The organism is Proteus appendicitidis, from assembly GCF_030271835.1.
GTDB classification, from domain to species: domain Bacteria; phylum Pseudomonadota; class Gammaproteobacteria; order Enterobacterales; family Enterobacteriaceae; genus Proteus; species Proteus appendicitidis.
This window is the reverse complement of record NZ_CP127389.1, coordinates 2,424,250-2,447,769: the sequence shown is the minus strand read 5'-3', so window position 1 is coordinate 2,447,769 and position 23,520 is coordinate 2,424,250. Positions and strand designations below refer to the sequence as shown.

General features: G+C 34.9%; 22 protein-coding genes, 1 tRNA gene and 1 riboswitch. Of the genes, 11 read left to right on the top strand and 12 right to left on the bottom strand.

All coding sequences use genetic code 11. The features are described 5' to 3' along the window. The first annotated feature begins 304 nt into the window (after window positions 1–304). Window positions 305–1,789, top strand: a complete 1,485-nt coding sequence (gene putP / locus QQS39_RS11395) for a sodium/proline symporter PutP (RefSeq protein WP_151435461.1) — start codon at window positions 305–307, stop codon at window positions 1,787–1,789. A 118-nt stretch (window positions 1,790–1,907) separates the two neighbouring features. Here the strand turns inward: putP and QQS39_RS11390 are convergent, their stop codons facing one another. Together QQS39_RS11390 and QQS39_RS11385 are read right to left on the bottom strand one after the other, a co-directional pair. Continuing rightward, complete coding sequence (locus QQS39_RS11390) at window positions 1,908–2,738, bottom strand: hypothetical protein (RefSeq protein ID WP_151435460.1); 831 nt, start codon at window positions 2,736–2,738, stop codon at window positions 1,908–1,910. Window positions 2,739–2,964: 226 nt separating this feature from the next. Next, entirely contained in the window at window positions 2,965–3,801 is an 837-nt protein-coding gene (locus tag QQS39_RS11385; protein ID WP_285804551.1) for a hypothetical protein, read from the bottom strand. Window positions 3,802–4,048: 247 nt separating this feature from the next. Here QQS39_RS11385 and QQS39_RS11380 point away from each other — a divergent pair, with 247 nt between their 5' ends. Beyond that, complete coding sequence (locus QQS39_RS11380) at window positions 4,049–4,495, top strand: DUF6386 family protein (RefSeq protein ID WP_285804550.1); 447 nt, start codon at window positions 4,049–4,051, stop codon at window positions 4,493–4,495. Window positions 4,496–4,906: 411 nt separating this feature from the next. On the opposite strand, the gene QQS39_RS11375 is transcribed toward QQS39_RS11380, so the two are convergent. After that, window positions 4,907–4,982 (bottom strand) — tRNA-Lys (locus QQS39_RS11375). A 260-nt stretch (window positions 4,983–5,242) separates the two neighbouring features. On the opposite strand from QQS39_RS11375, the gene cycA reads away from it, so the two are divergent. The 3 genes from cycA to QQS39_RS11360 all read left to right on the top strand — a co-directional run bounded on the left by cycA (window position 5,243) and on the right by QQS39_RS11360 (window position 8,416). Further along, complete coding sequence (cycA, locus tag QQS39_RS11370; protein ID WP_285804549.1) at window positions 5,243–6,655, top strand: D-serine/D-alanine/glycine transporter; 1,413 nt, start codon at window positions 5,243–5,245, stop codon at window positions 6,653–6,655. Between the two features lie 293 nt (window positions 6,656–6,948). Beyond that, window positions 6,949–7,383: a universal stress protein gene (locus tag QQS39_RS11365; protein WP_151435456.1), complete on the top strand. Its 435-nt coding sequence runs from the start codon at window positions 6,949–6,951 to the stop codon at window positions 7,381–7,383. A 214-nt stretch (window positions 7,384–7,597) separates the two neighbouring features. Beyond that, window positions 7,598–8,416, top strand: coding sequence for an MBL fold metallo-hydrolase (locus tag QQS39_RS11360; RefSeq protein ID WP_285804548.1), 819 nt, complete (start codon window positions 7,598–7,600; stop codon window positions 8,414–8,416). Between the two features lie 190 nt (window positions 8,417–8,606). On the opposite strand, the gene QQS39_RS11355 is transcribed toward QQS39_RS11360, so the two are convergent. Then, the gene (locus QQS39_RS11355) at window positions 8,607–9,053 is read right to left on the bottom strand and encodes a universal stress protein (RefSeq protein WP_196571409.1); all 447 of its coding nucleotides are present in this window, start codon (window positions 9,051–9,053) and stop codon (window positions 8,607–8,609) included. A gap of 225 nt (window positions 9,054–9,278) precedes the next feature. On the opposite strand from QQS39_RS11355, the gene psiE reads away from it, so the two are divergent. Further along, on the top strand, window positions 9,279–9,692 hold the full coding sequence (gene psiE, locus QQS39_RS11350; RefSeq protein WP_196571408.1) for a phosphate-starvation-inducible protein PsiE: 414 nt from the start codon (window positions 9,279–9,281) through the stop codon (window positions 9,690–9,692). Between the two features lie 146 nt (window positions 9,693–9,838). After that, window positions 9,839–10,654, top strand: a complete 816-nt coding sequence (rlmA, locus tag QQS39_RS11345; RefSeq protein ID WP_285804547.1) for a 23S rRNA (guanine(745)-N(1))-methyltransferase — start codon at window positions 9,839–9,841, stop codon at window positions 10,652–10,654. A gap of 91 nt (window positions 10,655–10,745) precedes the next feature. On the opposite strand, the gene mntP is transcribed toward rlmA, so the two are convergent. The 4 genes from mntP to pabB form a co-directional block, all read right to left on the bottom strand. Beyond that, entirely contained in the window at window positions 10,746–11,333 is a 588-nt protein-coding gene (gene mntP, locus QQS39_RS11340; RefSeq protein WP_151435452.1) for a manganese efflux pump MntP, read from the bottom strand. Window positions 11,334–11,392: 59 nt separating this feature from the next. Continuing rightward, window positions 11,393–11,531: riboswitch (yybP-ykoY riboswitch) on the bottom strand. Between the two features lie 505 nt (window positions 11,532–12,036). Continuing rightward, a complete protein-coding gene (locus tag QQS39_RS11335; protein WP_285804546.1) occupies window positions 12,037–13,398 on the bottom strand; it encodes an L-serine ammonia-lyase in 1,362 nt (453 codons plus the stop codon). A gap of 184 nt (window positions 13,399–13,582) precedes the next feature. Beyond that, complete coding sequence (locus QQS39_RS11330) at window positions 13,583–14,146, bottom strand: CoA pyrophosphatase (protein WP_151435451.1); 564 nt, start codon at window positions 14,144–14,146, stop codon at window positions 13,583–13,585. After that, window positions 14,133–15,518, bottom strand: coding sequence for an aminodeoxychorismate synthase component 1 (gene pabB / locus QQS39_RS11325; protein ID WP_285804545.1), 1,386 nt, complete (start codon window positions 15,516–15,518; stop codon window positions 14,133–14,135). Before pabB ends, QQS39_RS11330 begins: the two co-directional genes overlap by 14 nt. A gap of 112 nt (window positions 15,519–15,630) precedes the next feature. Here pabB and QQS39_RS11320 point away from each other — a divergent pair, with 112 nt between their 5' ends. Together QQS39_RS11320 and yebF are read left to right on the top strand one after the other, a co-directional pair. Further along, window positions 15,631–15,813 carry a YoaH family protein gene (locus QQS39_RS11320; protein WP_151435449.1) on the top strand — a complete coding sequence of 61 codons (183 nt, stop codon included), beginning with the start codon at window positions 15,631–15,633 and terminating at the stop codon, window positions 15,811–15,813. A 96-nt stretch (window positions 15,814–15,909) separates the two neighbouring features. After that, window positions 15,910–16,299: a protein YebF gene (gene yebF / locus QQS39_RS11315; RefSeq protein ID WP_285804544.1), complete on the top strand. Its 390-nt coding sequence runs from the start codon at window positions 15,910–15,912 to the stop codon at window positions 16,297–16,299. Between the two features lie 103 nt (window positions 16,300–16,402). On the opposite strand, the gene QQS39_RS11310 is transcribed toward yebF, so the two are convergent. Next, entirely contained in the window at window positions 16,403–16,636 is a 234-nt protein-coding gene (locus QQS39_RS11310) for a DNA polymerase III subunit theta (protein WP_100160381.1), read from the bottom strand. 1,342 nt (window positions 16,637–17,978) lie between these two features. Here QQS39_RS11310 and QQS39_RS11305 point away from each other — a divergent pair. Beyond that, on the top strand, window positions 17,979–19,451 hold the full coding sequence (locus tag QQS39_RS11305) for an alanine/glycine:cation symporter family protein (protein WP_151435447.1): 1,473 nt from the start codon (window positions 17,979–17,981) through the stop codon (window positions 19,449–19,451). Window positions 19,452–19,562: 111 nt separating this feature from the next. Then, the gene (locus QQS39_RS11300) at window positions 19,563–20,402 is read left to right on the top strand and encodes an N-acetylmuramoyl-L-alanine amidase (protein WP_285804543.1); all 840 of its coding nucleotides are present in this window, start codon (window positions 19,563–19,565) and stop codon (window positions 20,400–20,402) included. Between the two features lie 143 nt (window positions 20,403–20,545). On the opposite strand, the gene brnQ is transcribed toward QQS39_RS11300, so the two are convergent. The 3 genes from brnQ to QQS39_RS11285 form a co-directional block, all read right to left on the bottom strand. Beyond that, window positions 20,546–21,892 (bottom strand): branched-chain amino acid transport system II carrier protein, encoded by a 1,347-nt coding sequence (brnQ, locus tag QQS39_RS11295; RefSeq protein ID WP_285804542.1) that lies wholly within the window; start codon window positions 21,890–21,892, stop codon window positions 20,546–20,548. Between the two features lie 302 nt (window positions 21,893–22,194). Beyond that, window positions 22,195–23,001, bottom strand: a complete 807-nt coding sequence (yidA, locus tag QQS39_RS11290) for a sugar-phosphatase (RefSeq protein ID WP_285804541.1) — start codon at window positions 22,999–23,001, stop codon at window positions 22,195–22,197. 127 nt (window positions 23,002–23,128) lie between these two features. Then, window positions 23,129–23,515, bottom strand: a complete 387-nt coding sequence (locus QQS39_RS11285) for a helix-turn-helix domain-containing protein (protein WP_006533085.1) — start codon at window positions 23,513–23,515, stop codon at window positions 23,129–23,131. Window positions 23,516–23,520 lie beyond the last annotated feature (5 nt).

The following is a 23,520-nucleotide window of genomic DNA, read 5'->3' as shown; positions in this document are numbered from 1 at the left end:
TTCTATTTATTTATATATAAATCAATTAATTATATTTATTTTATTGATGTTTATATTTATAATGCATCCTCGAATTAAGACAAATAGTGTGAAGTCATAAACAAAATTTAAACATTTAAACGTTAATTTCTTGTTAAATGCAGTTAACCTATTCTAGGATTGATGTGAATGCTTTATCTGTTGCTGTAAGAAATTATTTTAATTAAAAACTGAAAAGATCATTAATGCGCAACGAAGTGCAACGTTCCTGTACGAGTCAAAAGCATACCGATGATCGGAAACAGATTTATGGAGAACTGCAATTATGGCTTTAACTTCGCCAATGCTAATTACATTTACGATCTACATCTTGGGTATGCTTTTTATTGGCTACCTTGCTTATCGTTCAACAAAAAACTTTGATGATTATATTCTTGGCGGTCGGCGACTTGGCAGTGTAGTTACTGCGTTGTCAGCGGGTGCTTCAGACATGAGTGGTTGGTTATTAATGGGATTGCCTGGCGTAGTGTTTTTCGCTGGTATTTCAGAAAGCTGGATTGCTATTGGACTCTGTTTAGGGGCGTGGCTAAACTGGCGTTTAGTGGCAGGGCGTTTACGTTTGCAAACTGAAAAAAACAATAATGCATTAACATTACCCGATTATTTGACATCGCGTTTTGATGATAAAAGCAAAATGCTACGTATCATTTCAGCGTTAGTTATTCTTATCTTCTTTACTATTTATTGCGCATCAGGTGTGGTTGCTGGTGGAATGCTGTTTGAATCTACATTTCATATTCCTTATCACGAAGCGATGATTTATGGTGCGCTTGCAACTATTGCATATACCTTTTTAGGTGGCTTTCTTGCTGTAAGTTGGACAGATACTGTTCAAGCGACTTTAATGATTTTTGCTCTGATCCTGACGCCTATTATTGTTATTTTCTCCGTGGGTGGCATTGATACTTCTGTTGCTATCATTAAAGCAAAAGATCCATCTTATTTGGATATGTTCAAAGGGCTTGATTTCATCGCAATTATTTCGTTATTAGCATGGGGATTGGGCTATTTTGGGCAACCTCATATTCTTGCTCGTTTTATGGCGGCTGACTCTAACCAAACTATTCGTAAAGCACGCCGTATTGGTATGACGTGGATGATCCTCTGTTTAGGCGGTACGGTTGCAGTTGGATTCTTTGGTATTGCTTACTTTGAAATGAATCCTGCACAAGCGGGTGCTGTAACAGCTAAAAATGAACGTATTTTTATGGAGTTGGCTTCACTGCTCTTTAATCCATGGATTGCTGGTATTCTGTTGTCTGCAATTCTAGCTGCAGTAATGAGTACATTAAGCTGTCAATTATTAGTCTGTGCAAGTGCATTAACTGAAGATTTATATAAGCCATTTATTCGTAAAAGTGCGAGCCAAAAAGAGTTAGTTTGGGTAGGGCGTGGCATGGTGTTATTAGTTGCGATTATTGCAATCTTCCTAGCGCGTGATCCAAACAATAAGGTACTTGATTTAGTGAGTAACGCGTGGGCTGGTTTTGGTGCTGCTTTTGGTCCTGTGATCCTCATTTCTGTAATGTGGAAACGTATGACTCGTAATGGTGCATTTGCTGGAATGTTGATTGGTGCTTTAACTGTGTTAGTGTGGATGCAATATAAATGGTTTGGGTTATATGAAATTATTCCTGGTTTTATCTTTGCCTCTATTGCTATCGTTGTCATCAGTTTAATGGGTAAAGAGCCAAGTAAAGAGAATCAACAACGCTTTGATGAAGCTGAAACTCAATATCGTAATACATAATAAAATAGAGAAAATGAGATAAATAAAAGGTCACTTTATTAAATAAAGTGACCTTTGTTATATAAACTCATTATAAATTTAAAAGGGAGTATGATTTTAAACTTTTAACACTAATAAATTATTCATAATATTCAAATTTATTATATACAATTGCTGTGCTGGTATCGATTATGGTGCCATCTTTTCTAACTTCACTTACCATTTTCCATGTTAAGCAATTATTATATTTATCCCATTCTTGGCAAGTACTATCATACTCTCTTATATCATCATACAAACTCGTAAATATTTGCGTTTGATGTAAGATTTTATCATCTTTACCATAATTAAATTCTAATATAACTTCATTATTATCAATTGCTTTTAAGAGACGACCTTTATTATCATAAGAATAATAAATTGTACTTCCCTGATTTTCAGCGTTAGATTCAATAATTGTTTCTGATGCAATCTTACTGCCATCATAAAAAATTTCTGAAAAATCAGTACCTATAAGTTTTCCATCTCCATCATAAAAATGAGAGGTTTTATTTATTAGCTGGTTTTGATCATTTTTACCATATATCTCATTAAGATAAAGTGTATAGATCTTGTGTAAACTCTTTAGCTGGTATTTATATTTGATATTATAAGGTGTTGACATTCTTACAAGATTTGTTTCGATCCGCTCATGAATATATTCTTGCGTAGACGAATCAAATTTAGTGAGAGAGCCACATTCATCAAATTGAATTTCACCTTTATAGGCTTTAAATCGACCTTTTTCAGGTAATGTGCTAGTGATAATGATGGATTTTATAGGGCCATAATAAAACTCTAACAGGGTGGGCATATTATTAGACTGATTCACCTGTTTTTGTTGATCTTTACAAGATGTTGATGTCGCAAATACTGGGAGTGACATAAAAAGTGTGCATAGAGAAAAAATAGAAAGGAGTGATAATTTCATATAATGAGTCATCTTAAATTTTATTAAAAGAGAACACGCTATAAAGCATATTCATCATTAATTGATTTAAGTAGTTTTACACAAATTGTTTTTTAATGAAAGTATCACGAGGGAGTATTTAATCATAGATAAGATGATATGTAATAAATATAAAAACCAGTCTATTTTTGATAGTCTGATTTTTATATTATTAACTTAAATTTGATATGAGAATATAATATAAATATTATTCGTAGTAAATAAACTCGTTATGAAGCATAGCCTTACTAAAATTAATGACTTCATCATCAAATTTAATCGTACTTTCAAGTTCCTCTTTTGAACAATTGGCAAATTTGTCCCATTCAAGGCAAGTAGTGATAAAGGCTTTATCTTCTCCATTAATACCTTTGATATAGTTTGATTGAGTAACTACTTTTCCTGTTAGATCATACTTATATTCTAGGTTTATTTTGCCATCTTCAATTACAGATTGTAATTTTCCTTGAGGATTATAAATGTACTCTGTTGTGATAGTCTCAGTTGTAGGATCAGACGATTTACTCGTTTCTTTAATAATGCGTCCATCTTTATAGTCGAATTGGCTGGTAATGGTATCCAGCAAAGTACCATCATTTGAATAATATTGAATAACTTTTTTGTTGAACCGGTTCTGCCCATCTTTATGATAGGTTTCTTGCATATAGATAGAGTGTGAGCCATAGGCATTTTTTATCTGAAACTGATATCGGATAACAGAAGGGTTATCAGGCAATGTTCTTATTAAATTAGTTTCTATATTGCCTTCAACGTACTCTTGCATTGATGTGCTATCTTTCAATAACTTTCCACACTCATCAAAGTGAATTTCACCTTTTAGTGCTTTAAAACGTCCGTCATGAGGTAAAGTGCTTGTCATCGTGACTGATTTAACCGGGCCGTTATACGCACTGAGCAATATAATGTTGCTATTGGCAATATTGGTTTGTTTTTCAGTCTCTGTGCATTGAGTTGAAGCTGCGATTGCTGGCAATGAAGAAACCGCATAAAGGGAAAGAGGGATAAGGAACTGTTGTAATTTCATAAGGCCATCCATGATGCTCGTCATATTTTAAGTTGTAGCGTTGTTGGCTGCACTCACGCTAGTTACCTACTTTTTGTATGCACCTAGCAACTCGTTTGCTTGTCGCCTAGCCACACCTAGAATTATTTAGAGTATAAAGTATAGGGTATGTGTCCAGTATAAGTAATTGGCTTGCCAAATAGTATAGATAAAATCCTATATAATTGACCAATACATAAAGAGAATAAAAATATTTTGGAGCATGTATATGTTAAACACATTTTCATTTATGACTGACACGGCAACTCTGGCTATTTTTGATTTACAAGCAATCCAACATAGAAAGTCAGATACAGCAGATTGGTGGAGCATACCTGATGATGAGTTAGATGAAATGAACAAAGGTAATATCGCATTTATTGGTTTAGGTAATGATAGTTTTTACACGATTAATCTATGCGATAAAATTGACGCTCCAGATGTAAAAATAAACATACACTGTCCATCAGGTGAAATTTTCATTGGTGCAGGAGAGGATACAACTGGCGGCGATTTAGAGCCAGATGATCCACAATATCGTGCAGGAGAAGTTATTTTTCTCCCAGTAGGAGATTATGAAGTTTCATTAAAAAAGGTAAGCAACATGCTTTTTATTTCTATCATTTTCAGTAAAGTGAAACTAAATAAGTTTAAGAATGTTTTACGGTTGGATTAAAGAAATATATAAATGGTAACTTAAAAGTATAATAACAATTGGAAAAATACCATTATTTAAAATGCTATTTTACAAACAGAAAATCGACTTAGTGGGTAGCAAAATAAATACCATTAGCTACATTTTGATTGGTAATTTTGGCGGAGAATTTAAAAATAAGAAAGAGATAAAGTAAGTTTGCTTGTGGTTTATATTGTATTATCTAATTAAATTAGACTAATTGTTTGTTTTGGTTGAACTCACTAATTATAAAAACTGAAAGAAAGATAAGTCGATACTGTTTTTTTAATTATCGTATTATTTTGAGTTTTTAGCTTAAGATAAATGCGACACTTTTGCGACATTCAGCTATAAAAACAAAAAAGCCACTTATTGCAAGTGGCTTAATTATCTGATTTCTCAGCGTAAATTTGGTGGGTTGTGGGAGGCTCGAACTCCCGACCAATTGATTAAGAGTCAACTGCTCTACCGACTGAGCTAACAACCCGATGCGCTAATTATTCTCCTCTGAAATGCGATGGTCAAGTGCTTATTTTGATTTTTTTTCAAATGGATAAAATATCGCCGATTAAATTAAAGAAAGGATCTTATCTGGTTATCAAAGCACCATTCATTTTACTAAAAGTGATCTTTTCATTACTTATACTGAGATTTGTGTCACAATAATTTCGCAAACATATTACCGCGCCAAAAAATAAAATAGCGGTAAAAACAACATCAAAAATATGAAAACACTTCAGGTATTGTATGGAAGATCAAACAGAAAATTCTCCACCCGTTAGAGTGAAAAATGCCACTCTACAGCGGGGACTAACAAATCGTCATATTCAATTAATTGCCATTGGTGGTGCTATTGGTACTGGTCTATTTATGGGATCAGGGAAAACCATTTCGTTAGCGGGACCATCAATTATTTTTGTTTATATGATAATTGGCTTTGTCTTGTTTTTTGTGATGAGAGCCATGGGCGAGCTGTTATTATCAAATTTAGAATATAAGTCATTTAGTGATTTTGCTGGTGATTTATTAGGTCCATGGGCTGGTTTTTTTGTCGGCTGGACTTATTGGTTTTGCTGGGTCATTACGGGTATTGCCGATATTGTCGCGATAACGTCCTATATTAGTTATTGGGTTCCTAATTTTCCTGAATGGGGCACATCCTTTATTTGTGTGCTGACATTGCTTATTTTAAATTTAGCGACAGTCAAACTCTTTGGGGAAATGGAATTTTGGTTCTCGATGATAAAAATAACCGCAATTGTCTCTTTAATTATTGTGGGTATTGTTCTTATCAGTATTGGGTTTGAATCGCCAGCAGGGCATACCGCAGCACTAGAGAATATTTGGAATGACGGAGGAATGTTCCCTAAAGGGTTAAGTGGATTTTTTGCCGGGTTCCAAATTGCTATTTTTGCGTTTGTTGGGATTGAATTAGTCGGCACTGCAGCTGCAGAAACGCGTAATCCAGAAAAATCCTTACCGAAAGCTATCAATGCTATCCCTATCCGTATTATTACTTTTTACGTATTCGCATTAGCGATTATTATGTCGGTAACCCCATGGCGTTCTATTTTGGCGGATAAAAGCCCATTTGTTGAGTTATTCGTTATGATAGGAATACCTGCAGCTGCAAGTTTAGTAAACTTTGTAGTATTAACAGCAGCAGCCTCTTCTGCAAATAGTGGGATATTCTCCACAAGCCGAATGTTATTTGGTTTATCTAAAGAAGGTGAAGCACCAAAACAGTTTAGCCAATTATCTAAACGTGCCGTACCTGCCAATGGGCTGTTATTTACTAGCTTATGTTTATCGTGCGGAATTGTATTAATTTACTTTATTCCTGATGTCATGCATGTATTTACCTTGGTAACAACAGTGTCGGCATTATTATTTATGTTTATTTGGAGTATGATTTTATGCTCTTATTTGGCATATCGTAAAAAACGCCCACAATTGCATGAGAAGTCTATCTATAAAATGCCTTTGGGAATTATTATGTCATGGTTATGTCTTGCGTTTTTTGCATTTATGACTGTGCTACTCGCTTTTGAACATGATACTCGCCAAGCATTAAGTGTGACTCCATTATGGTTTATTGCCTTAGCGATTGGTTATCAATACGTTAAGAAGAACAAGCAGAAAAATCTTTCTCAAAAGTAATACAATAGCGATCTAGTAAAAGTGAAAAGCCTTATTTTAATAAGGCTTTTTATTTAAGAATAATATGTTATTGCTAATAAAAAATGATTAAAAATAAACTTTATATTTATTTCTATTTATTTCTATTTATTTCTATTTATTTCTATTTTTGTTTTTTTACTTAGTGTTTACCTTTATTTTGAGTGAAAAATAGACGTTATTTTTTTGAAATAAACTATTTTTAAAATATGTTAACTACATCCGGCATTTTTCTAGAAATACACTATCCTACAATTAAAATAAAAGGAGACGGTATGTATAAGAATATTTTGGTTCCCATTGATATTGATGAAGATAACCTGATGAACAAAGCAATTCCGTTAGTGGAAAACATTGCAAAAAATGAAGATCCTTATGTTCACTTTTTGTATGTGCTGCCTAAACTTCCACAATCTTCTTATTATCGACTTGTTATGAATGGCGATCAATTAGATCAAGGATGCTTAAAAACGTCAGCAGAAAAAGAACTTAAAAAAATAATCGAGCGTTTTGATTTACCTGATGACCGAATGCAAACTCACATTTGTATTGGTACACCACGAGATGCAATATTGCAGATTGCTGATGAAGTGAATGCAGATTTAATTGTGATTAGTTCGCATAATCCTGAAGATGATTCTTATCATATCGGTTCAACCGCCGCAGATATTACACGTTATGCAAAACGTTCTGTTATGGTAGTGAGATAATAGAGGGAGTTAGATAAGCCTAATGTGTTTATAAGCGAATAGTAAGAATATCTGCAAGGTTTAGTGATATCGCTGTTATGTTTTGTTCACACATAACAGCGATTATGCGACCAAAAGGCAAAGCAATCGCACAAATCAGCAGTTTTTATATTTGGAACAAATTCTTTTTTTAATTACTATTAAGTTATCTCCTGATAATAATTAAAAAATCCCTATGTTAACGATCACCGCATTACTAGAAAACAAATCGATTAATCCTGAACTTAGCCATTATCCTGGTTTATCATTATTGTTAGAAGATGATGAGTGCCAAGCTAAAATTCTTTTTGATACTGGAAAAGACCTTACCTTTATTTCAAATGCAAAAAAAATGGGTATTGATTTAACCACATTGAAAACGATTGTTGTGTCTCATGGGCATTATGATCATTTTGGTGGGCTTACACATTTGCCTGCAGATTTTTTCACCCATAAACCACGAGTTATCGCTCATCCACATTTATTTTCTATTCGTTATTCAGCCCTTTTTTTAGGCAATAAAAATATTAAATTTAAACGGTTAGCTCCTTTATTTGATCGAGCAAAACTCGAAGCGCAGTTTTCTTTTGAATTAACACAAGCACCGTTAGTAATCGAAGAAAATTTTATCTATTCGGGACAAGTGACTCAACGCCAAGTGGATAAACGCTATGGTGTTATTATTCATGGATCAGGCGAAGAAGATGATTACGTTCTTGATGATAGCTTTCTTGTTTGGCAAGGGAGAAAAGGGCTAGTGATTATCACGGGTTGTAGCCATTCGGGAATTGAATCCATTATTGGGCATGCAAAAAAAATAACCGGAAATAACCAAATTCAAGCGATTATAGGCGGGTTGCATTTACGTTGTGCAACACCATCAGCATTACAACGCGCTAAAAAAGCCATAGATGAAAATATTGATGTGTATGGATGTCATTGCACTGGTGTATTAGGGCGAAAATATCTTAATGCGAAAGATTTCAATACAGGGCAATCTTTATCTTTTGAGTAGTATTTAATGCAACGAAGTCTATTGAAAGCGGTGAAATTTTTGTTTTTTGTTCTGTATTCTAACAAATTAACCTATTGAAATAAAAAAATTAAAGTACATTTAGTGCTATTTATAACGAAGAGGATTGTAGAATACTTATTGGCAATAAATGAGCTAACTTTATTGCCAAAAAGAAAGTGTATTGGTGATTTTACTTGCGAATAACCATTACTGAACGTGACGTATTGTTTACAATATAATCCGCTGTCGAACCCAGTAAAATATTACGTTTATTGCGAGAACTTGAACCAATAATAATGGTATCTGCATCAATTTTATCTGCTAGCTCTAGAATATTATAATTAGGTGTACCAATAACGGCATGGCATTGGTATTGCTCTTTGGGTAAGTGAAATTGTTGCTTTACGCATTGCTCTAATTTTTCAGTCAATAAAACTAAAGCTTGTTGCTTTTTTTCAATGACAGATGTGCTATTACAATCAAGCCCGTAAGCTTCTAAAGAGCGCAAATTAGGCATAACTGTAATGAAATGGAAATAATTTTCTGGTTTCCTAGCTAGAAAGTGAATATCTTCGATCATGCGTTGAATTCTACTATCTTCTAATAAATCAATTGCAACGAGGTATTTGTTAGCCATAGCGTGCCTTTTCAATAAATTAGCCCTTAAATTAAGTATAAGTAAATCAGCTTATAAGTTGAAATTTAAAAGCAAATATTGCGATTATTGCATCATTATTCTTGGTTTTTTGGCTCTAAAAGATAAAAAAATGGTGTGGTGAATGCGTAAATCCATTAAAATTGTCTAATAAACCTTTTATTATTTTTACACATCACGGAATGATCCCACTAGGTTATAGTTTATATGAAAAAATCAAGCGAAGACTTACTGAAATGTATTGCCACTATATTACAGTGGGTGCTTAATATTGGGTTACTTATTTTAGCGATTGTATTGGTCAGTTTTCTTATCAAAGAAACCTATGTAATCGCTTCATTATTATTTAATTTAGGTGCAGAAGAGTCGTCTTATCAATTATTAGAAGGTATTTTGATCTACTTTCTTTATTTTGAGTTTATTGCACTTATTGTTAAGTATTTTTTATCTGGCGGGCATTTCCCTCTTAGATATTTTATTTATATTGGAATAACGGCAATAGTGCGTTTAATTATTGTTGAGCATAAAGACTCTGTTGATACGCTAATTCAATCAGGTGCAATATTATTGTTAGTTATTGCGTTATTTATCGCTAATACTGAAAAATTAAAACGAACTTGATCCGCCTATAAGTTGTGCTTAGTAAGCTACTTAGCAGAAAAAGCATGACTTAAGATTAAAAATAAAGAGTAAGGTTTTCCGCAAGATTGGGAGAGGTATGTTATTATCTCTCCCAATTCTATTCTGGGTTATACAAAAATATTATTATGTCTTATCAATGTCCATTATGTTATCAGGCACTTTCTCTTCAAGCTCACAGTTGGGTTTGTGAAAATAATCATCAATTTGATTGTGCTAAAGAAGGGTATGTCAATTTGTTGCCAGTGCAATTTAAACGCTCAAAAGAGCCTGGTGATAGCGCTGAAATGATTAACGCACGCCGTGAGTTTTTAGATGCCGGTTTTTACCAGCCAATGCGAGATAAAGTGGCTGAGTTAATACAAACATTATTGCCTGAAGATAACAGTGTTGTATTGGATATTGGTTGTGGTGAAGGTTATTACACCAATCAAATTTATCAAAATCTAAAATTACATCACCCACAAGTCTATGGCTTAGATGTTTCTAAGGTTGCGATTAAATACGCCGCTAAACGTTATTCATCCATTCATTTTTGTGTAGCTTCAAGTCAACGTTTACCTTTTTGTGATGCCTCTTTAAATGCGGTTGTGCGTATTTACGCTCCGTGTAATAGTGATGAATTAGCAAGAGTCATTGTACACAATGGCTATATTATTACGGTTACACCGGCTCCTCGTCATCTTTATCAGTTAAAAGCACTGATTTATTCAGAAGTACATCTTCATCCATTAAAAGAAGAACATTTTGATGGATTTAATAAAGTGTCTGAACATCAAGTTGCTTATATGATGAATTTAAACGGTAAGCAGGCTTTTGATTTATTACAAATGACACCGTTTGCATGGCGTGCAAGTGAAGAAGTAAAACAGACATTAGCGGCAAGTAAAAACTTTGAATGTGAAACAGACTTTTTAATTCGTGTTTATCAACGTCATGCTTAATCATGTGAAATAAAAATATTTTATTAAATTAATAAAAAAGCTTAGGTTGTGATATTTAAAACCTAAGCTTTTTAATATGTTTTATTAGCAATTAGTTAGCGTACATAAATAATTCTAAGTGCTCGAATACAATATTAAAGCCGATAGCAATTAATACGATCCCACCGATAATTTCTGCTTTTTTTCCAAGTACTGGGCCAACATAACGACCAATTAACATACCCAGCGTTGCCATGATCATGGTCATCATACCAATCGTCATTGCGGTATGAACAATATTGACTTGAAGGAAGGCTAAACCGACACCAATTGCCATTGCATCAAGGCTTGTAGCAATACCTGTTGCGATTAAAGACAGCGAGCCGTGGCGCTGTGGGGCTTCTTCTTCACAAGGGCAATCATCTCCACGTTTTAAGCTTTGGTAAATCATTCGGCTACCAAGAACAAACAGTAATCCAAAGGCAACCCAGTGATCCCATTGAATAATATATTGGCTTGTATATAAACCTAGCGCCCAACCAATAACGGGTGTGCTGGCTTCAATAATACCGAATATAAATCCAGTGCGGAGTGCTTCGCGAAAACGAGGTTTGTGTAATGTGGCACCTTTACAGACAGCAACAGCAAATGCGTCCATAGAAAGGGCTAGGGCGAGAATGATAGTGGCGTAGAAACTCATAATAAAGCCTCGGTTGGGGTATTTCCATATACACACAATTGACCCCCAACCAAAGAAGTACAATTATGTGTCTATGGTCTTGCCAACCGTATTACGGCATCTGCACCACGCTAGATGAAAATAAGCGAGTATGTTGATACAGATTTCTTAAAATAATGATCCTTATTTTAAGACAGGCTACTCCCCAATGACTTGATGCAGAAGATAACATATTATTTTTGAAAGGCAACATATTATTTATTATATTTCAAAGATGATATTGATAATAATTATCATTATTAAGTCCGGTGAGTTTAAATATATTATAAATAATTACCATATGTTAAAAAAATGATAAATTTCAATATGATGAATAATTAACCATATAATAAACAATGGGTTTTAATTATTTTTATAATAAGAAATTAAATTCTTATAGAAATGAATACACTTAAAAATTATAAGCTCTATTTTCTACGAAATTAAATGAATATTAAATAAGCCTATATTTAATGAGTATATTTAATATCTATATTTAATACATCTATTTAATATAGAAAAATAAGAAATTTTTAAATTATAAAAAGATATATTACTTAATTTTAATTGTGTATTTTATAATTATTCTCTTTAGTTATCTAAGAGTTAAGCAATGATTAAAAATAAAGTAGCTAAAATAAAAAAGCCATTCAAAGTGAATGGCTTTTCGTCTAAATAGTGTTAATTAGTCACACTGTACTTTGATTGCCAGACCACCGCGTGATGTTTCGCGATATTTAGCATTCATGTCTTTACCTGTTTCATACATGGTTTCAATGACTTTATCGAGAGAAACACGAGGTTCACTGGTACGACGAATTGCCATACGCGCGGCATTAACAGCTTTAACAGAAGCAATGGCATTACGTTCAATACAAGGAACTTGAACTTGACCTGCAACAGGGTCACAAGTTAAACCAAGGTTGTGTTCCATACCGATTTCAGCAGCAATACAGACTTGCTCTGGGCTTCCGCCTAATAATTCAGCAAGACCCGCAGCTGCCATTGAGCAAGCTACGCCAACTTCGCCTTGGCAACCGACTTCAGCCCCTGAAATAGAAGCATTCATTTTGTAAAGAATACCAATTGCACCGGATGCCAAGAAATAGCGTAAGTAGGTTTCTTGTGTAACAGGCTCTATGCAACGATCGTAGTAAGCCAATACAGCAGGAACGATACCACATGCACCATTTGTTGGTGCTGTAACAACGCGTCCACCTGCGGCGTTTTCTTCATTAACCGCCAGTGCAAACATATTGATAAGATCAACGACTTTCATTGGATCGTTTGACAGGCTGTTGCTTGATGTTAATAAGCGATTTAATGCGGCAGCACGACGAGGTACACGTAATGGTCCCGGTAATACGCCTTCTGTATTTAAACCGTGTTCAATGCACTCTTGCATTGTTTTATAAACATCAGCGAAATAAGTATTAATTTCTGCTTGAGTATGCAGATCTAGCTCATTTTTCATCATTAAGCTAGAAATGGATAAACCCGTTTCTTTACAGTGTTTTAATAACTCTTCTGCGCTAGCATAAGGGTATGAAACAGGCTTGCTATTTAATGTTGATTTACCGAAGTTTTCTTCATCAACGATAAAACCGCCACCAATAGAATAATACGTTTTTCTATAGACTTCTTGGTCGCCAGCAAAAGCATGGATTGTCATACCATTTTCATGTAATGACAGGTTGTCGTTGCTAAAATGCATACTTTCTGCTGGGAAATCGACCACTTTTAAGCCGTTTGCTAATGATAGCTTGCCAGTTTCTTCAACTTCACGAATAAAACCGGGAATGCTGTCAATATCGACAGTAGCTGGTGCATTACCTGCTAACCCCATAATAATTGCGATATCAGTATGGTGACCTTTGCCTGTCAAAGACAAGGAGCCGTAAACATCAACAGCTACACGAGTGACAGACGCAATCAATTCCTGGCTGACTAAATCATCGACAAATTCTTTACCCGCTTTCATTGGCCCTACGGTGTGAGAGCTAGATGGTCCGATGCCCACTTTAAACATGTCGAAAACGCTAATCACGTCAGACTCCTTAATAATAAGAGAGAGGGTTAAAAAGAATAAAATATAGTTATTTATAGTAAAGGGATCGTTTTTACGATTATATCGTCCCGTTAATGATGTAGTTTACAACATTTTTTTAAAATAGCTAAGTAGAGTTGTGAAGGCGGCGATAAAAAGCACAAGCTGAATATAAAATAGCGTGCTAAGTAATATGTAAAGCGAGTCTATGCAAAATAGCAGCGGTTAATCCCCAGACGAGATGTCCATTATAGGGATAAAAGTAGATACGATGATTTTCACCAGCACGATGAAAATCTAAAGGTTGATAATGTTGGGCATTAAGTACATGACTTAGTGGCATTTCAAAGATAGAGGCAACTTCCGCTGGATTATGGCGCAAAGGTAAACCCGCAGGAATAACGCCAACAATAGGGGTAACTAAATATCCGCTAGAACTTTGTAAAGGGGCTAATTGACCAATTACAGATACGGCATTGGGGGGAATAGCCACTTCTTCATGTGCTTCCCTTAGTGCAGTTGCAATAAGGTTGCTATCTTCTGGATCACGTTTACCACCGGGTAAAGCGACTTGCCCTGCATGAGAGCGTAGCGTTGATGCACGCTCGGTTAATAATAATGTTGGGTTAGGTTTATTGATAATCGGCAGCAAGACGGCTGCCGATTTTTGGGCATGAAGAGGCTGACTTACCTTGTCATCAGGTAATGTGAGTTGAAAACGATTGATAAAAGTATCAATGGGTGTCATCGATAGTTGACTCACTTAAAACAGTTAATATTTGCCCAAGTTTATCAAATGTTTCTTGGTACTCTTTTTCAGCAACGCTATCAGCAACAATACCACCACCCGCCCAACAGTAAATTTTATTTTTTTCAGTTAATAAAGTACGAATGCTGATATTGGTATCCATTGTGCCACAAAAACTGATATAACCAATTGCACCACAGTATCCATGGCGACGATGAGGTTCAAGTTCCTCGATGATCTCCATTGCTCTGATTTTTGGGGCGCCAGTGATAGAACCGCCCGGGAAAGCCGCTCTTAATAAATCAGTAGCTGTCAAATGAGACGGTAATTGCGCTGTAATCGTACTGACTAAATGATGTACTGCTGGGAAACGCTCAACAACAAATAACTCGGGTACTTTGACGGAGCCTGTTACTGCAACTTTGCCAATATCATTACGCATCAAATCTACAATCATTAAGTTTTCAGCGCGATCTTTACGTGAATTTGCTAATAATTGAGCTTGTTCATCATCTTCTTCTGGTGTTGCTTTACGAGGTAATGTTCCCTTTATTGGTCGTGTTTCTATTTTATTATCTGCTAAATGAATAAAGCGCTCAGGTGAAACACTAATCACAAAGTTATTTGGCAAGCACATAAAAGAAGAGAAAGGGGCTTTATTCGCTTGATTCAATGTTAAGAATGCACCCCATTCGCTACCTGTATAACTTGCACAAAAACGTTGAGCTAAATTAACTTGATAGCAGTCACCCGAAAGTAAGTATTGATGAATTTTAGCAATTTTCTTGTTATATTCATCACTATTGATGTTTGATTGCCACTCTGTTGTTAAGGTGAATTGTAAATCAAGCGCTGTGGAAGACTGGCTTTCTAACCACTGTAAGCGTTCATCAATATTTTGATAGCTAATTAAAGTGGCTTTTTTTAAGTGGTGATCGACAATCAGCGCCCAATCATAAATACCAATTGCCATATCTGCGAAATTAAGTTCATTTTTCGCTAGTTCAGGTAAGTTTTCAAAACGACGACCTAAATCATAACTCCAGATACCTAAAGCGCCACCCAAAAAAGGCAATGACTCACTTTGTTCTGGGTGAAAATCGAATTGTTCTAACGCAGATTGAATGAGAGTGAAAGGATCTTTTTTGGAACGTTTTACCGTGCCGTTTTTTTCTTTAATTGTTGTCGTTTGTTTGCGAGTTTCTAAAGTCACAGCAGGATCGGAGACAACAATATCAAAACGATTATGAGGATGTTCGGCAAAGCCGGAATGAAGTAAACTAGACCAAGGCAATGACGCAATAGGAGAAAATACCCGCAGAGCTAGATCAGGGGTATAAGTTAATTCGCGTTGTTGTAATTGCATATCCATCTTATGACCATGTAAACAAAGTGTGTTGTATTATTTGCACAATAAACTGTAATCAAAAAGATTACACTCATGTAAATACAAAATAGACGTTAATAAAGATAAGAGTAACATTATGTTTCTAGGAATGCCTACATTAACACATGAAGAGCAACAAAAAGCGGTAGAAAAAATTCAATCTCTTATGGCTGAGGGAATGAGCAGTGGAGAGGCTATTCAATTAGTCGCTCAAGAGTTAAGAGAGAAACACTCAACCCGTGAATCTGTTTCTATTGTATTTGATGATGAAAATGAATAAAACAATTTTTTAACAAATGTCACAATAGTGTTATTAACCATATGCTATGCTTAATGAAAACACATCCTGTTTTAAGGGATATTTTCGGGAGGTTATATGAAATTAAGCAAGCTTATGAATCAAACAGGAATATTTGGAGCGGGTCTTTTACTTGCCGTTTCTTTTGGAGCATCTGCAGAAAGTATCGAAAATGTGAATAAAGATATTGTGCGTTCTGCGCCATTTGCGAGTTGTGTTAATTTAGATAACAATCAACTTGTTACAAGAGTAAAAAATGATTTTTTACAAAATCGTTTACCTCGCTGGCAAGATGATAAAAATACATTAGGTCCAAAACCTGTTGCAAGTATTAATGCTAATGAAGTTATCAAGATGGATAATAACTATCAGATGGTATTAAATGTAAGAGGAGCGAGAACAGATCTTCGTTACAATGTTCAAGTCAATTGTGATGACAATACTATTACTTATGTTTCTCCTAAATAATAGATAGGTGTTAGTGAGTTGTAGTTAATCGCTTGAAAGAAAAAGAGATAAACCAAGGTTTATCTCTTTTTTTACCATTATCAAAATAACGGAGCGTGTTTGACTATTTTTTTACCGGTGGGTCATAAGGTAAACGAGAATAGTGTTGGCTTCTTGCACGATAAAATACCAGTCTTTCTTGAAAGAAGGCTTGAAAAGCTTGAGGCTGTTCTCTTAAAACAGCATCTGCTACAACGGGCATGTTATAGCGCTCTTTAAAAGCGACGCCTGAAGCGGCTAAGCTTATATTTAACTTATCTTTTTCTTCTTGTGTTAATTCTGAAAGGTTATAACTCATTATCTTTCCCTCTATAACAATATCAGTAAGGTAAAAGAGCATGCTTATTAATGCAAGCAAATAAAGATATTAGTCATTAATGTGTAGTAAAAATGATGTGCTTTATTTGGGTTGATATTTAATCTAGACCATTAAATATAACAATAAAATCTTATTCCTCTTTAATTTTTATACCACTTTATGAGTAATTCAAATAAGGTGAATGATAAAATAAGCCGTTTTAATCCTTATTAAATAAATTTTTAAATAGAGAAAAAATCAGTTTACCTCTAAAAAGGGTAAATAATATGAATGTTTAATTTGATTTAGATCAAGGAAAAGAAAGTGGGATTTTGCATTAAAAATAGTTGAATAATGTTAATTTATCAATTGGATATTCTATCTGTTTTTATTTTATATTATTTGACAAAGAGTTACGTTAAGGTGCTGAAATATTGAGATAAAAAAATGCCCTGTTGGGGAAACAGGGCGAAAATTAATACAACACCAGGGAAAAACATATTATAAATAAAATTAACTAAATGGTTAATAGGTAAACTTACGTGATTCTACATTTTTTTATTAATATGAAATAAAGTGTTATTAAACTTTAATTAATATTCAAAAAAGAATAGGGTTATTAATGAATAGTTAGTGAATAAAAAAAGAAGAGAAACCAACCAACAGTTTTCATTAAAAATGAAAGATAACAAACTAGACTTGAATTAATGCATTATGGATGTGTAATAAAATAAAGATGTAAAATTGATTTTTTATCTTATTTTAATATCTTATTAATATTAAAGAGTTTTATTGATACGACAATATAAAATATTTATTGTTAATTGTTGTAAAAATATTTATTTCTTAAATGTTAATTACTGAACCGTTAAATTGGAAATTGAAAAAATCTTAATTAATCACTTTAATAGTTCATCTAAATCTTATTTTAGATAAATAGAAAAGATTATTAATTGATGTTTTTTTAATCTGTTTACTTTTTTTCTAAAATGACTGATTAACTTAATGACTAAAGTATTTACTTTACTTTTTAGAGTTAATAAAATAAAGAAATAATTATTTATCCTAATGATATGTATGGTTTTTTTATTTTTCAATATTGTTCATTTTGGTTAATGAGATAATTAAATTAAAATAATAATATGTAAAAAAATAAACAAAAAATATACATATCATGCAATATTGTGCTACATTTAGTTCGCTTTTCACACAGTAATTTTTGATATTACTTTAATACAGATTCGGATCAGTAATTGACTCAATTACACGATATCTGTTTACTTTTTTATTTCAATAGCGATGTAAGGATAGGTTATATACGTTATTATATAAGGGGATTGATTTGACAGGGCTAATAAACTTTGCGAATAACATTTTATGGGGATATGTTCTTATCTATTTGCTTCTTGGAGTAGGTATTTACTTTACTATCCGTACCGGATTTATACAAATCCGACATTTTAGTCATATGTTCTCTATTTTAAAAAATAGCCATAAGTCAGATAAATCAGGGATTTCTTCCTTTCAGGCATTATGCACCAGTCTAGCTGCGCGCGTAGGTACAGGAAACTTGACGGGAGTCGCGATTGCTTTAACTGCGGGCGGCCCTGGCGCTATTTTTTGGATGTGGGTTGTCGCTTTAATTGGTATGGCGACATCATTAATAGAAAGTACACTCGCGCAACTTTATAAAACAAAAGATGATGATGGTAACTACCGTGGCGGTCCTGCTTATTATATGACAAAAGGACTGAAAATGCGCTGGATGGGAGTTCTCTTCGCCATTTTCTTAATTATCGCTTTTGGCTTAGTTTTTAATGCTGTTCAAGCGAATTCGATTGCTCAAGCTACAGCTTCTGCCTTTAATTTTGATCCACTTTATGTGGGGATCTTTTTAGTACTCACCAGCGGATTTATTATTTTTGGTGGTCTGCGCTGGATTGCTCGTGTTGCTGAATTAGTTGTTCCTGTTATGGCAACAGCATATTTATTATTAGCATTTTGGGTTGTCGCAGATCATATCGAACGCTTACCCGAAGTTTTCATTTTAATTTTTAAAAGTGCTTTTGGGTTACAAGAAGCGGCTGCTGGTGCCGTTGCCTACGGTATTAGCCAAGCGATGACACAAGGTATTCAGCGCGGTCTCTTTTCTAATGAAGCAGGTATGGGGTCTGCACCTAATGCCGCTGCTTCCGCAACACCTTATCCACCACATCCTGCATCTCAAGGCTATGTTCAAATGCTAGGGGTATTTATGGATACCTTGGTGATTTGTAGTGCCACTGCAGTGATCATTTTATCATCAGGTGTGCTAGACAGTTATCCTGAAGGTATTAACGGCATTCAATTAACACAATTAGCCTTATCATCAACAGTTGGTGGATGGGGAAGTACTTTTATTGCGATAGCTATTTTCTTCTTTGCTTTCACATCCATTATTGCCAATTATGCTTATGCTGAGAGCAATATGATTTTCCTTGGGCGTAATCACACAACAGGATTATTTCTCTTACGCTCAGCGGTATTAGTGATGGTAATGTTTGGCGCATTAGCCGATATGCCTTTAGTTTGGAAAATGGCCGATCTTTCAATGGGATTAATGGCAATGACTAATTTAATCGCAATCATCTTGCTTTCTGGTGTCGCCTTAAAATTAGTTAAAGATTATAACCAGCAACGACAAGCTGGTTTACTGCCTACATTTGATATTCGCCAATATCCAGAATTACAAGATGATATTGAAGAAGGTATTTGGGATGAGAATATTGTTCCTGATGAACCTTTAGTTCGATGTGAAAAAGTGAGCAATAACTAAAGCAATAACCAAAAAAATAATAAAAAAGCGTCAAAACTCAAAACCCATATTCTTTAATATGGGTTTTTTTATTACAATTTAACTTTGGGAATAATTAATCAAGGATCAGAAATGAGATCTAGTCGGTATTATATAGGATTACTTATTGCAATAAGCCTCTTAACTAGTTGTGCCAAACAACCAGTATTTATTGATAGAGGTGAATATATAGTTAAAGTTATTCCTAATAAGCAGGAAGCAAATGACTGTGTAAAATATCTGGTGATGCACTATACCGCGTTAGATGATGAGCGCTCGCTTAAGGTTCTTACTGGGGGAAGAGTCAGTAGCCACTATTTGATCCCTACACATCCTTCATCTATTGATGGAAAGCCAGTGATTACTTCATTAGTGGATGAACGGCAAATTGCATGGCATGCGGGCATTAGTCAGTGGGGAGACGCAACAAGCTTAAATAATTGCTCCATTGGGATTGAGATAGTCAATCTGGGCTACCGTGACAATGGTAAATTTAGGTATTGGTATTCTTATACCGCAGATCAAATCGTGACGATTTCAATGGTAATGAAAGATATTATTGAACGTTATGATATCGAGCCTCAAAACGTTTTAGGTCACAGTGATATTGCACCTCTTAGAAAAGTTGATCCTGGTCCTTTATTCCCTTGGGAAAGATTAGCCCACCAAGGAATTGGTGCTTGGCCAGATAAGAAATTAGTACAAACTTATTTAGCGGGTAGAGATCCTTCAGAGCCTGTTGATGTCGCTAATTTCCAAAAGTTATTGCAGCAATACGGTTATCAAACACCAACAAATGGTGTGTTAGATAATAATGCACAAAAAGTAGTGAAGGCTTTCCAAATGCATTTTAGATCAGAGAAAGCAAATGGGCTTCCTGATGCTCAATCAGAAGCCATTTTAAGGGCATTGATTGAGAAATACCGAACTTAAAATTTCCTGTGATAAATAAGATAGTAAAAAATACAGCTAAATGCAGATAATAGAAAAGCAAAAAGCGTCTCCAAGATAAAATTTGGAAGACGCTTTTTTTATCAACTTATAACCAGTATTACAAATTAGGTGTTATATGCTGGTTATTTCGCTGTACTTTCTATTGAAAGATTTTCTTCTTTAAAATTTAAGCTAACAACCAGCGAGATGATAAAGGCAATCGCACCTGGTAATACCCAACCTAAGCCGTAATCAGACAGTGGGATATAGCTAAATAATTGCAGTAAATCAGCATTTAACCACTTCAATTGTTTCAATGTATCGAAAAGGCTCATCAAAACAATGACTGCAATTGTAAAGCGATAGGTAAAGCGAGGTGATTTTAATTTATTACGAATAAATTGCAGTAATACTAATGTGACTGATGTTGGATAAATCATTAATAATGCAGGAATAGTCACTCGTAATAGTGTATCAAGACCAAACGTTGATACGACAGTGGTCATTAACGTAAATACCACAACCCAAAAGCGATAGCCTAAACGGTGATGGAATGTTGCAAAGTAGTCTGCAGCAGCACTTGTTACACCTACAAGTGTGGTCATACTGGCTAATAAAACAATTCCTCCCATCAGCCAAGTACCCACAGAGCCAAATAATGCATCAACATAACGAGAGAATATTTGGCCACCGTTAGTGGCATTGAGTGCAGGATCAGCAAAAACAGAAACAGAGTGGCTTGTCGCACCTAAGTAGAAAAGGCACAGATAAAGTGCGGCTAACAGTAAAACTGAAATCATGCCTGCTTTTACGGTAATAAAACCGATTTGACGTGGTTCAGTAATGCCTTTGGTATATAAAGCACGAGCAACGATCCCCCCAAATGCCATAGCAGAAAGGACATCCATGGTTTGGTAACCATCAATAAAGCCAGAGAAGAAGCCATTTACCGCATAAAGACCTGTCGGTTCACCCATTGGCGAAATCGGTTTAGCCACAACAGCAATGCCCACAACCACCAGCAGGACTAATAGTGCTGGCGTCATAAACTTACCAATGGCGCTGATCATCGTACCTTGTTTAAGCATAAAGAACATACTTGTAATATTGAAAACAAGCGCGAAAGTCAGATGTGTTGCGGTATTTTTCTCAATAAGACCTAAAGGTAAGAAACCCATTTCATAAGCAGTATTGGTAACACGAGGCATCGCAAAAGTAGAACCCACGATCAAATACAGTGCTACCCAGAAAATGACGGCAACCCATGAAGGTAAATCAACAGAAAGTCGCTCTCCACGTCCACGAATTGCAACAATAACTAAGGTAAGAAAAGGAAGTAAGACACCCGTAACAAGGAAACCTAAAGATGTACTAAACCAGAGGTTTCCTGATTGGAAACCCGCCATAGGGGGAAAAATAATATTGCCAGCACCGAGGAAGAGTGCGAAAACCATCATTCCAAGAACGAGCATGTCTTTTGTAGAAAGCATAACTAAAACTACCTGTCTGTGAAGAAAATATATTAATGATTTATATTTGTTATTCTACCATTAGCCTATTTATTAGCTGAATATGTTGTAAAAATGCAGTTTGAATAACGAAAAGTGAATTAATAGTAGCAAATTCTGAGAGATATGTAAGAAGAAAGGCGGATTTAACGCTTATTTAACAGTAATTATAGAATAATAAAAGGCTATGTTTTTGGTTGAAAAGCAGTGTGATCCTCTGCTAAGGATCACAATTGCTATATAATTTTGTAGGTATTCGCGATAAAACAAAAAAAAGATCGTGTTTAAATAAATCTATTGATAGCCACTGCAACACCATGCTCTTCATTAGAAAGTGTGACGAATTTAGCGACTTTCTTCACTTCTTCAGGGGCATTTCCCATCGCAACGCCTAAACCCGCATATTTCAGCATTGCTAAATCATTACCTTGATCACCAATACACATAATTTTTTCTGGCGTAATTTTTAGATGTTCGGCGACTTTTTGAACCGCACTCCCTTTATTGACATTGGTGTTCAACACTTCAATAAAATAAGGAGCGCTACGTAATATGCTGTATTGTTCATAAATATTAGCAGGAAGATATTGAATGGCATTATCCAAAACGGTAGGCGCATCAACAATCATAAACTTACTAAAATACATATCAGTTTGCATTTCATTCAGTGGACGATAATAAAGCGGTGTCCAAGATAGAAAGGCTTCTTGGCAGGTGAAATGGCTAATATGGCTATTGGTAGTATAAATCTTATTATCACTGATAACGTGAAAATGGACGCCAATCTCACGAGCTAGGTTTTCAAAATAGAGGTAATCTTCAAAATTGAGCAGATCTTGAATAATAACTTCACCATTATCTGCTTGATGGATTTGGCTACCATTATTGCTGATACAGTAACAATTAGAGGTATCAAGACCGAGTGTTTTTAAATAGGGAGAGATGCCATTAAAGGAGCGTCCTGAAGCTAATACAATCTTAACTCCTGCCTCTTTTGCTCGCTGAACTGCTTGTTTTACTTCTGGCGTAATTTCGTGTTGTTTGTTAAGCAAGGTTCCATCTAAATCAATCGCGATAAGCTTAATACTCATTAGCATCCCCATATTAAATAAAAGCAATTATGATAAAGGAAGGGCGAAGCGGTCTATCATCACATAGCTTGAGTATTATTTATGTGACATTAAAGGCTATCTGTATAATGCCACATAAATGGAAGGGTTAATCACAACAAGGTGATTGTAAATGTAAAGGTTGTTTGGTTTCTAAAACGATCTCTTGATTTTGCCGAAAGTCGAAAGGCGTGATGCCATACTCTTTACGGAACATATAAGTAAAGTGAGATTGTGAACCAAAGCCGAAATCAAGGGCGATATCGAAGATAGAGCGCTCACTGGTACGTAATAAATGAATAGCGCCAGCTAATCTACGCTGACGGATATACTTTCCTAAAGAGGTGCCTGTGACTTCTTTAAAGATTTTCTGCATGTGCCAAAGAGAATACCCAGAATAAGCCGCCAACTCTTCAAGATGGATAACACGACCTAAATGCTCCTCAATCCATTTACTAAGCGCGCAAACCAATGCGAGATGATTATCTTGTGGCATTACAG

Coding starts and splice junctions, on each gene's coding strand:
- putP (WP_151435461.1), top strand. CDS start 305: ATGGCTTTAACTTCGCCAATGCTAATTACATTTACGATCTACATCTTG.
- QQS39_RS11390 (WP_151435460.1), bottom strand. CDS start 2,738: ATGAAATTATCACTCCTTTCTATTTTTTCTCTATGCACACTTTTTATG.
- QQS39_RS11385 (WP_285804551.1), bottom strand. CDS start 3,801: ATGAAATTACAACAGTTCCTTATCCCTCTTTCCCTTTATGCGGTTTCT.
- QQS39_RS11380 (WP_285804550.1), top strand. CDS start 4,049: ATGTTAAACACATTTTCATTTATGACTGACACGGCAACTCTGGCTATT.
- cycA (WP_285804549.1), top strand. CDS start 5,243: ATGGAAGATCAAACAGAAAATTCTCCACCCGTTAGAGTGAAAAATGCC.
- QQS39_RS11365 (WP_151435456.1), top strand. CDS start 6,949: ATGTATAAGAATATTTTGGTTCCCATTGATATTGATGAAGATAACCTG.
- QQS39_RS11360 (WP_285804548.1), top strand. CDS start 7,598: ATGTTAACGATCACCGCATTACTAGAAAACAAATCGATTAATCCTGAA.
- QQS39_RS11355 (WP_196571409.1), bottom strand. CDS start 9,053: ATGGCTAACAAATACCTCGTTGCAATTGATTTATTAGAAGATAGTAGA.
- psiE (WP_196571408.1), top strand. CDS start 9,279: ATGAAAAAATCAAGCGAAGACTTACTGAAATGTATTGCCACTATATTA.
- rlmA (WP_285804547.1), top strand. CDS start 9,839: ATGTCTTATCAATGTCCATTATGTTATCAGGCACTTTCTCTTCAAGCT.
- mntP (WP_151435452.1), bottom strand. CDS start 11,333: ATGAGTTTCTACGCCACTATCATTCTCGCCCTAGCCCTTTCTATGGAC.
- QQS39_RS11330 (WP_151435451.1), bottom strand. CDS start 14,146: ATGACACCCATTGATACTTTTATCAATCGTTTTCAACTCACATTACCT.
- pabB (WP_285804545.1), bottom strand. CDS start 15,518: ATGGATATGCAATTACAACAACGCGAATTAACTTATACCCCTGATCTA.
- QQS39_RS11320 (WP_151435449.1), top strand. CDS start 15,631: ATGTTTCTAGGAATGCCTACATTAACACATGAAGAGCAACAAAAAGCG.
- yebF (WP_285804544.1), top strand. CDS start 15,910: ATGAAATTAAGCAAGCTTATGAATCAAACAGGAATATTTGGAGCGGGT.
- QQS39_RS11310 (WP_100160381.1), bottom strand. CDS start 16,636: ATGAGTTATAACCTTTCAGAATTAACACAAGAAGAAAAAGATAAGTTA.
- QQS39_RS11300 (WP_285804543.1), top strand. CDS start 19,563: ATGAGATCTAGTCGGTATTATATAGGATTACTTATTGCAATAAGCCTC.
- brnQ (WP_285804542.1), bottom strand. CDS start 21,892: ATGCTTTCTACAAAAGACATGCTCGTTCTTGGAATGATGGTTTTCGCA.
- yidA (WP_285804541.1), bottom strand. CDS start 23,001: ATGAGTATTAAGCTTATCGCGATTGATTTAGATGGAACCTTGCTTAAC.
- QQS39_RS11285 (WP_006533085.1), bottom strand. CDS start 23,515: ATGCCACAAGATAATCATCTCGCATTGGTTTGCGCGCTTAGTAAATGG.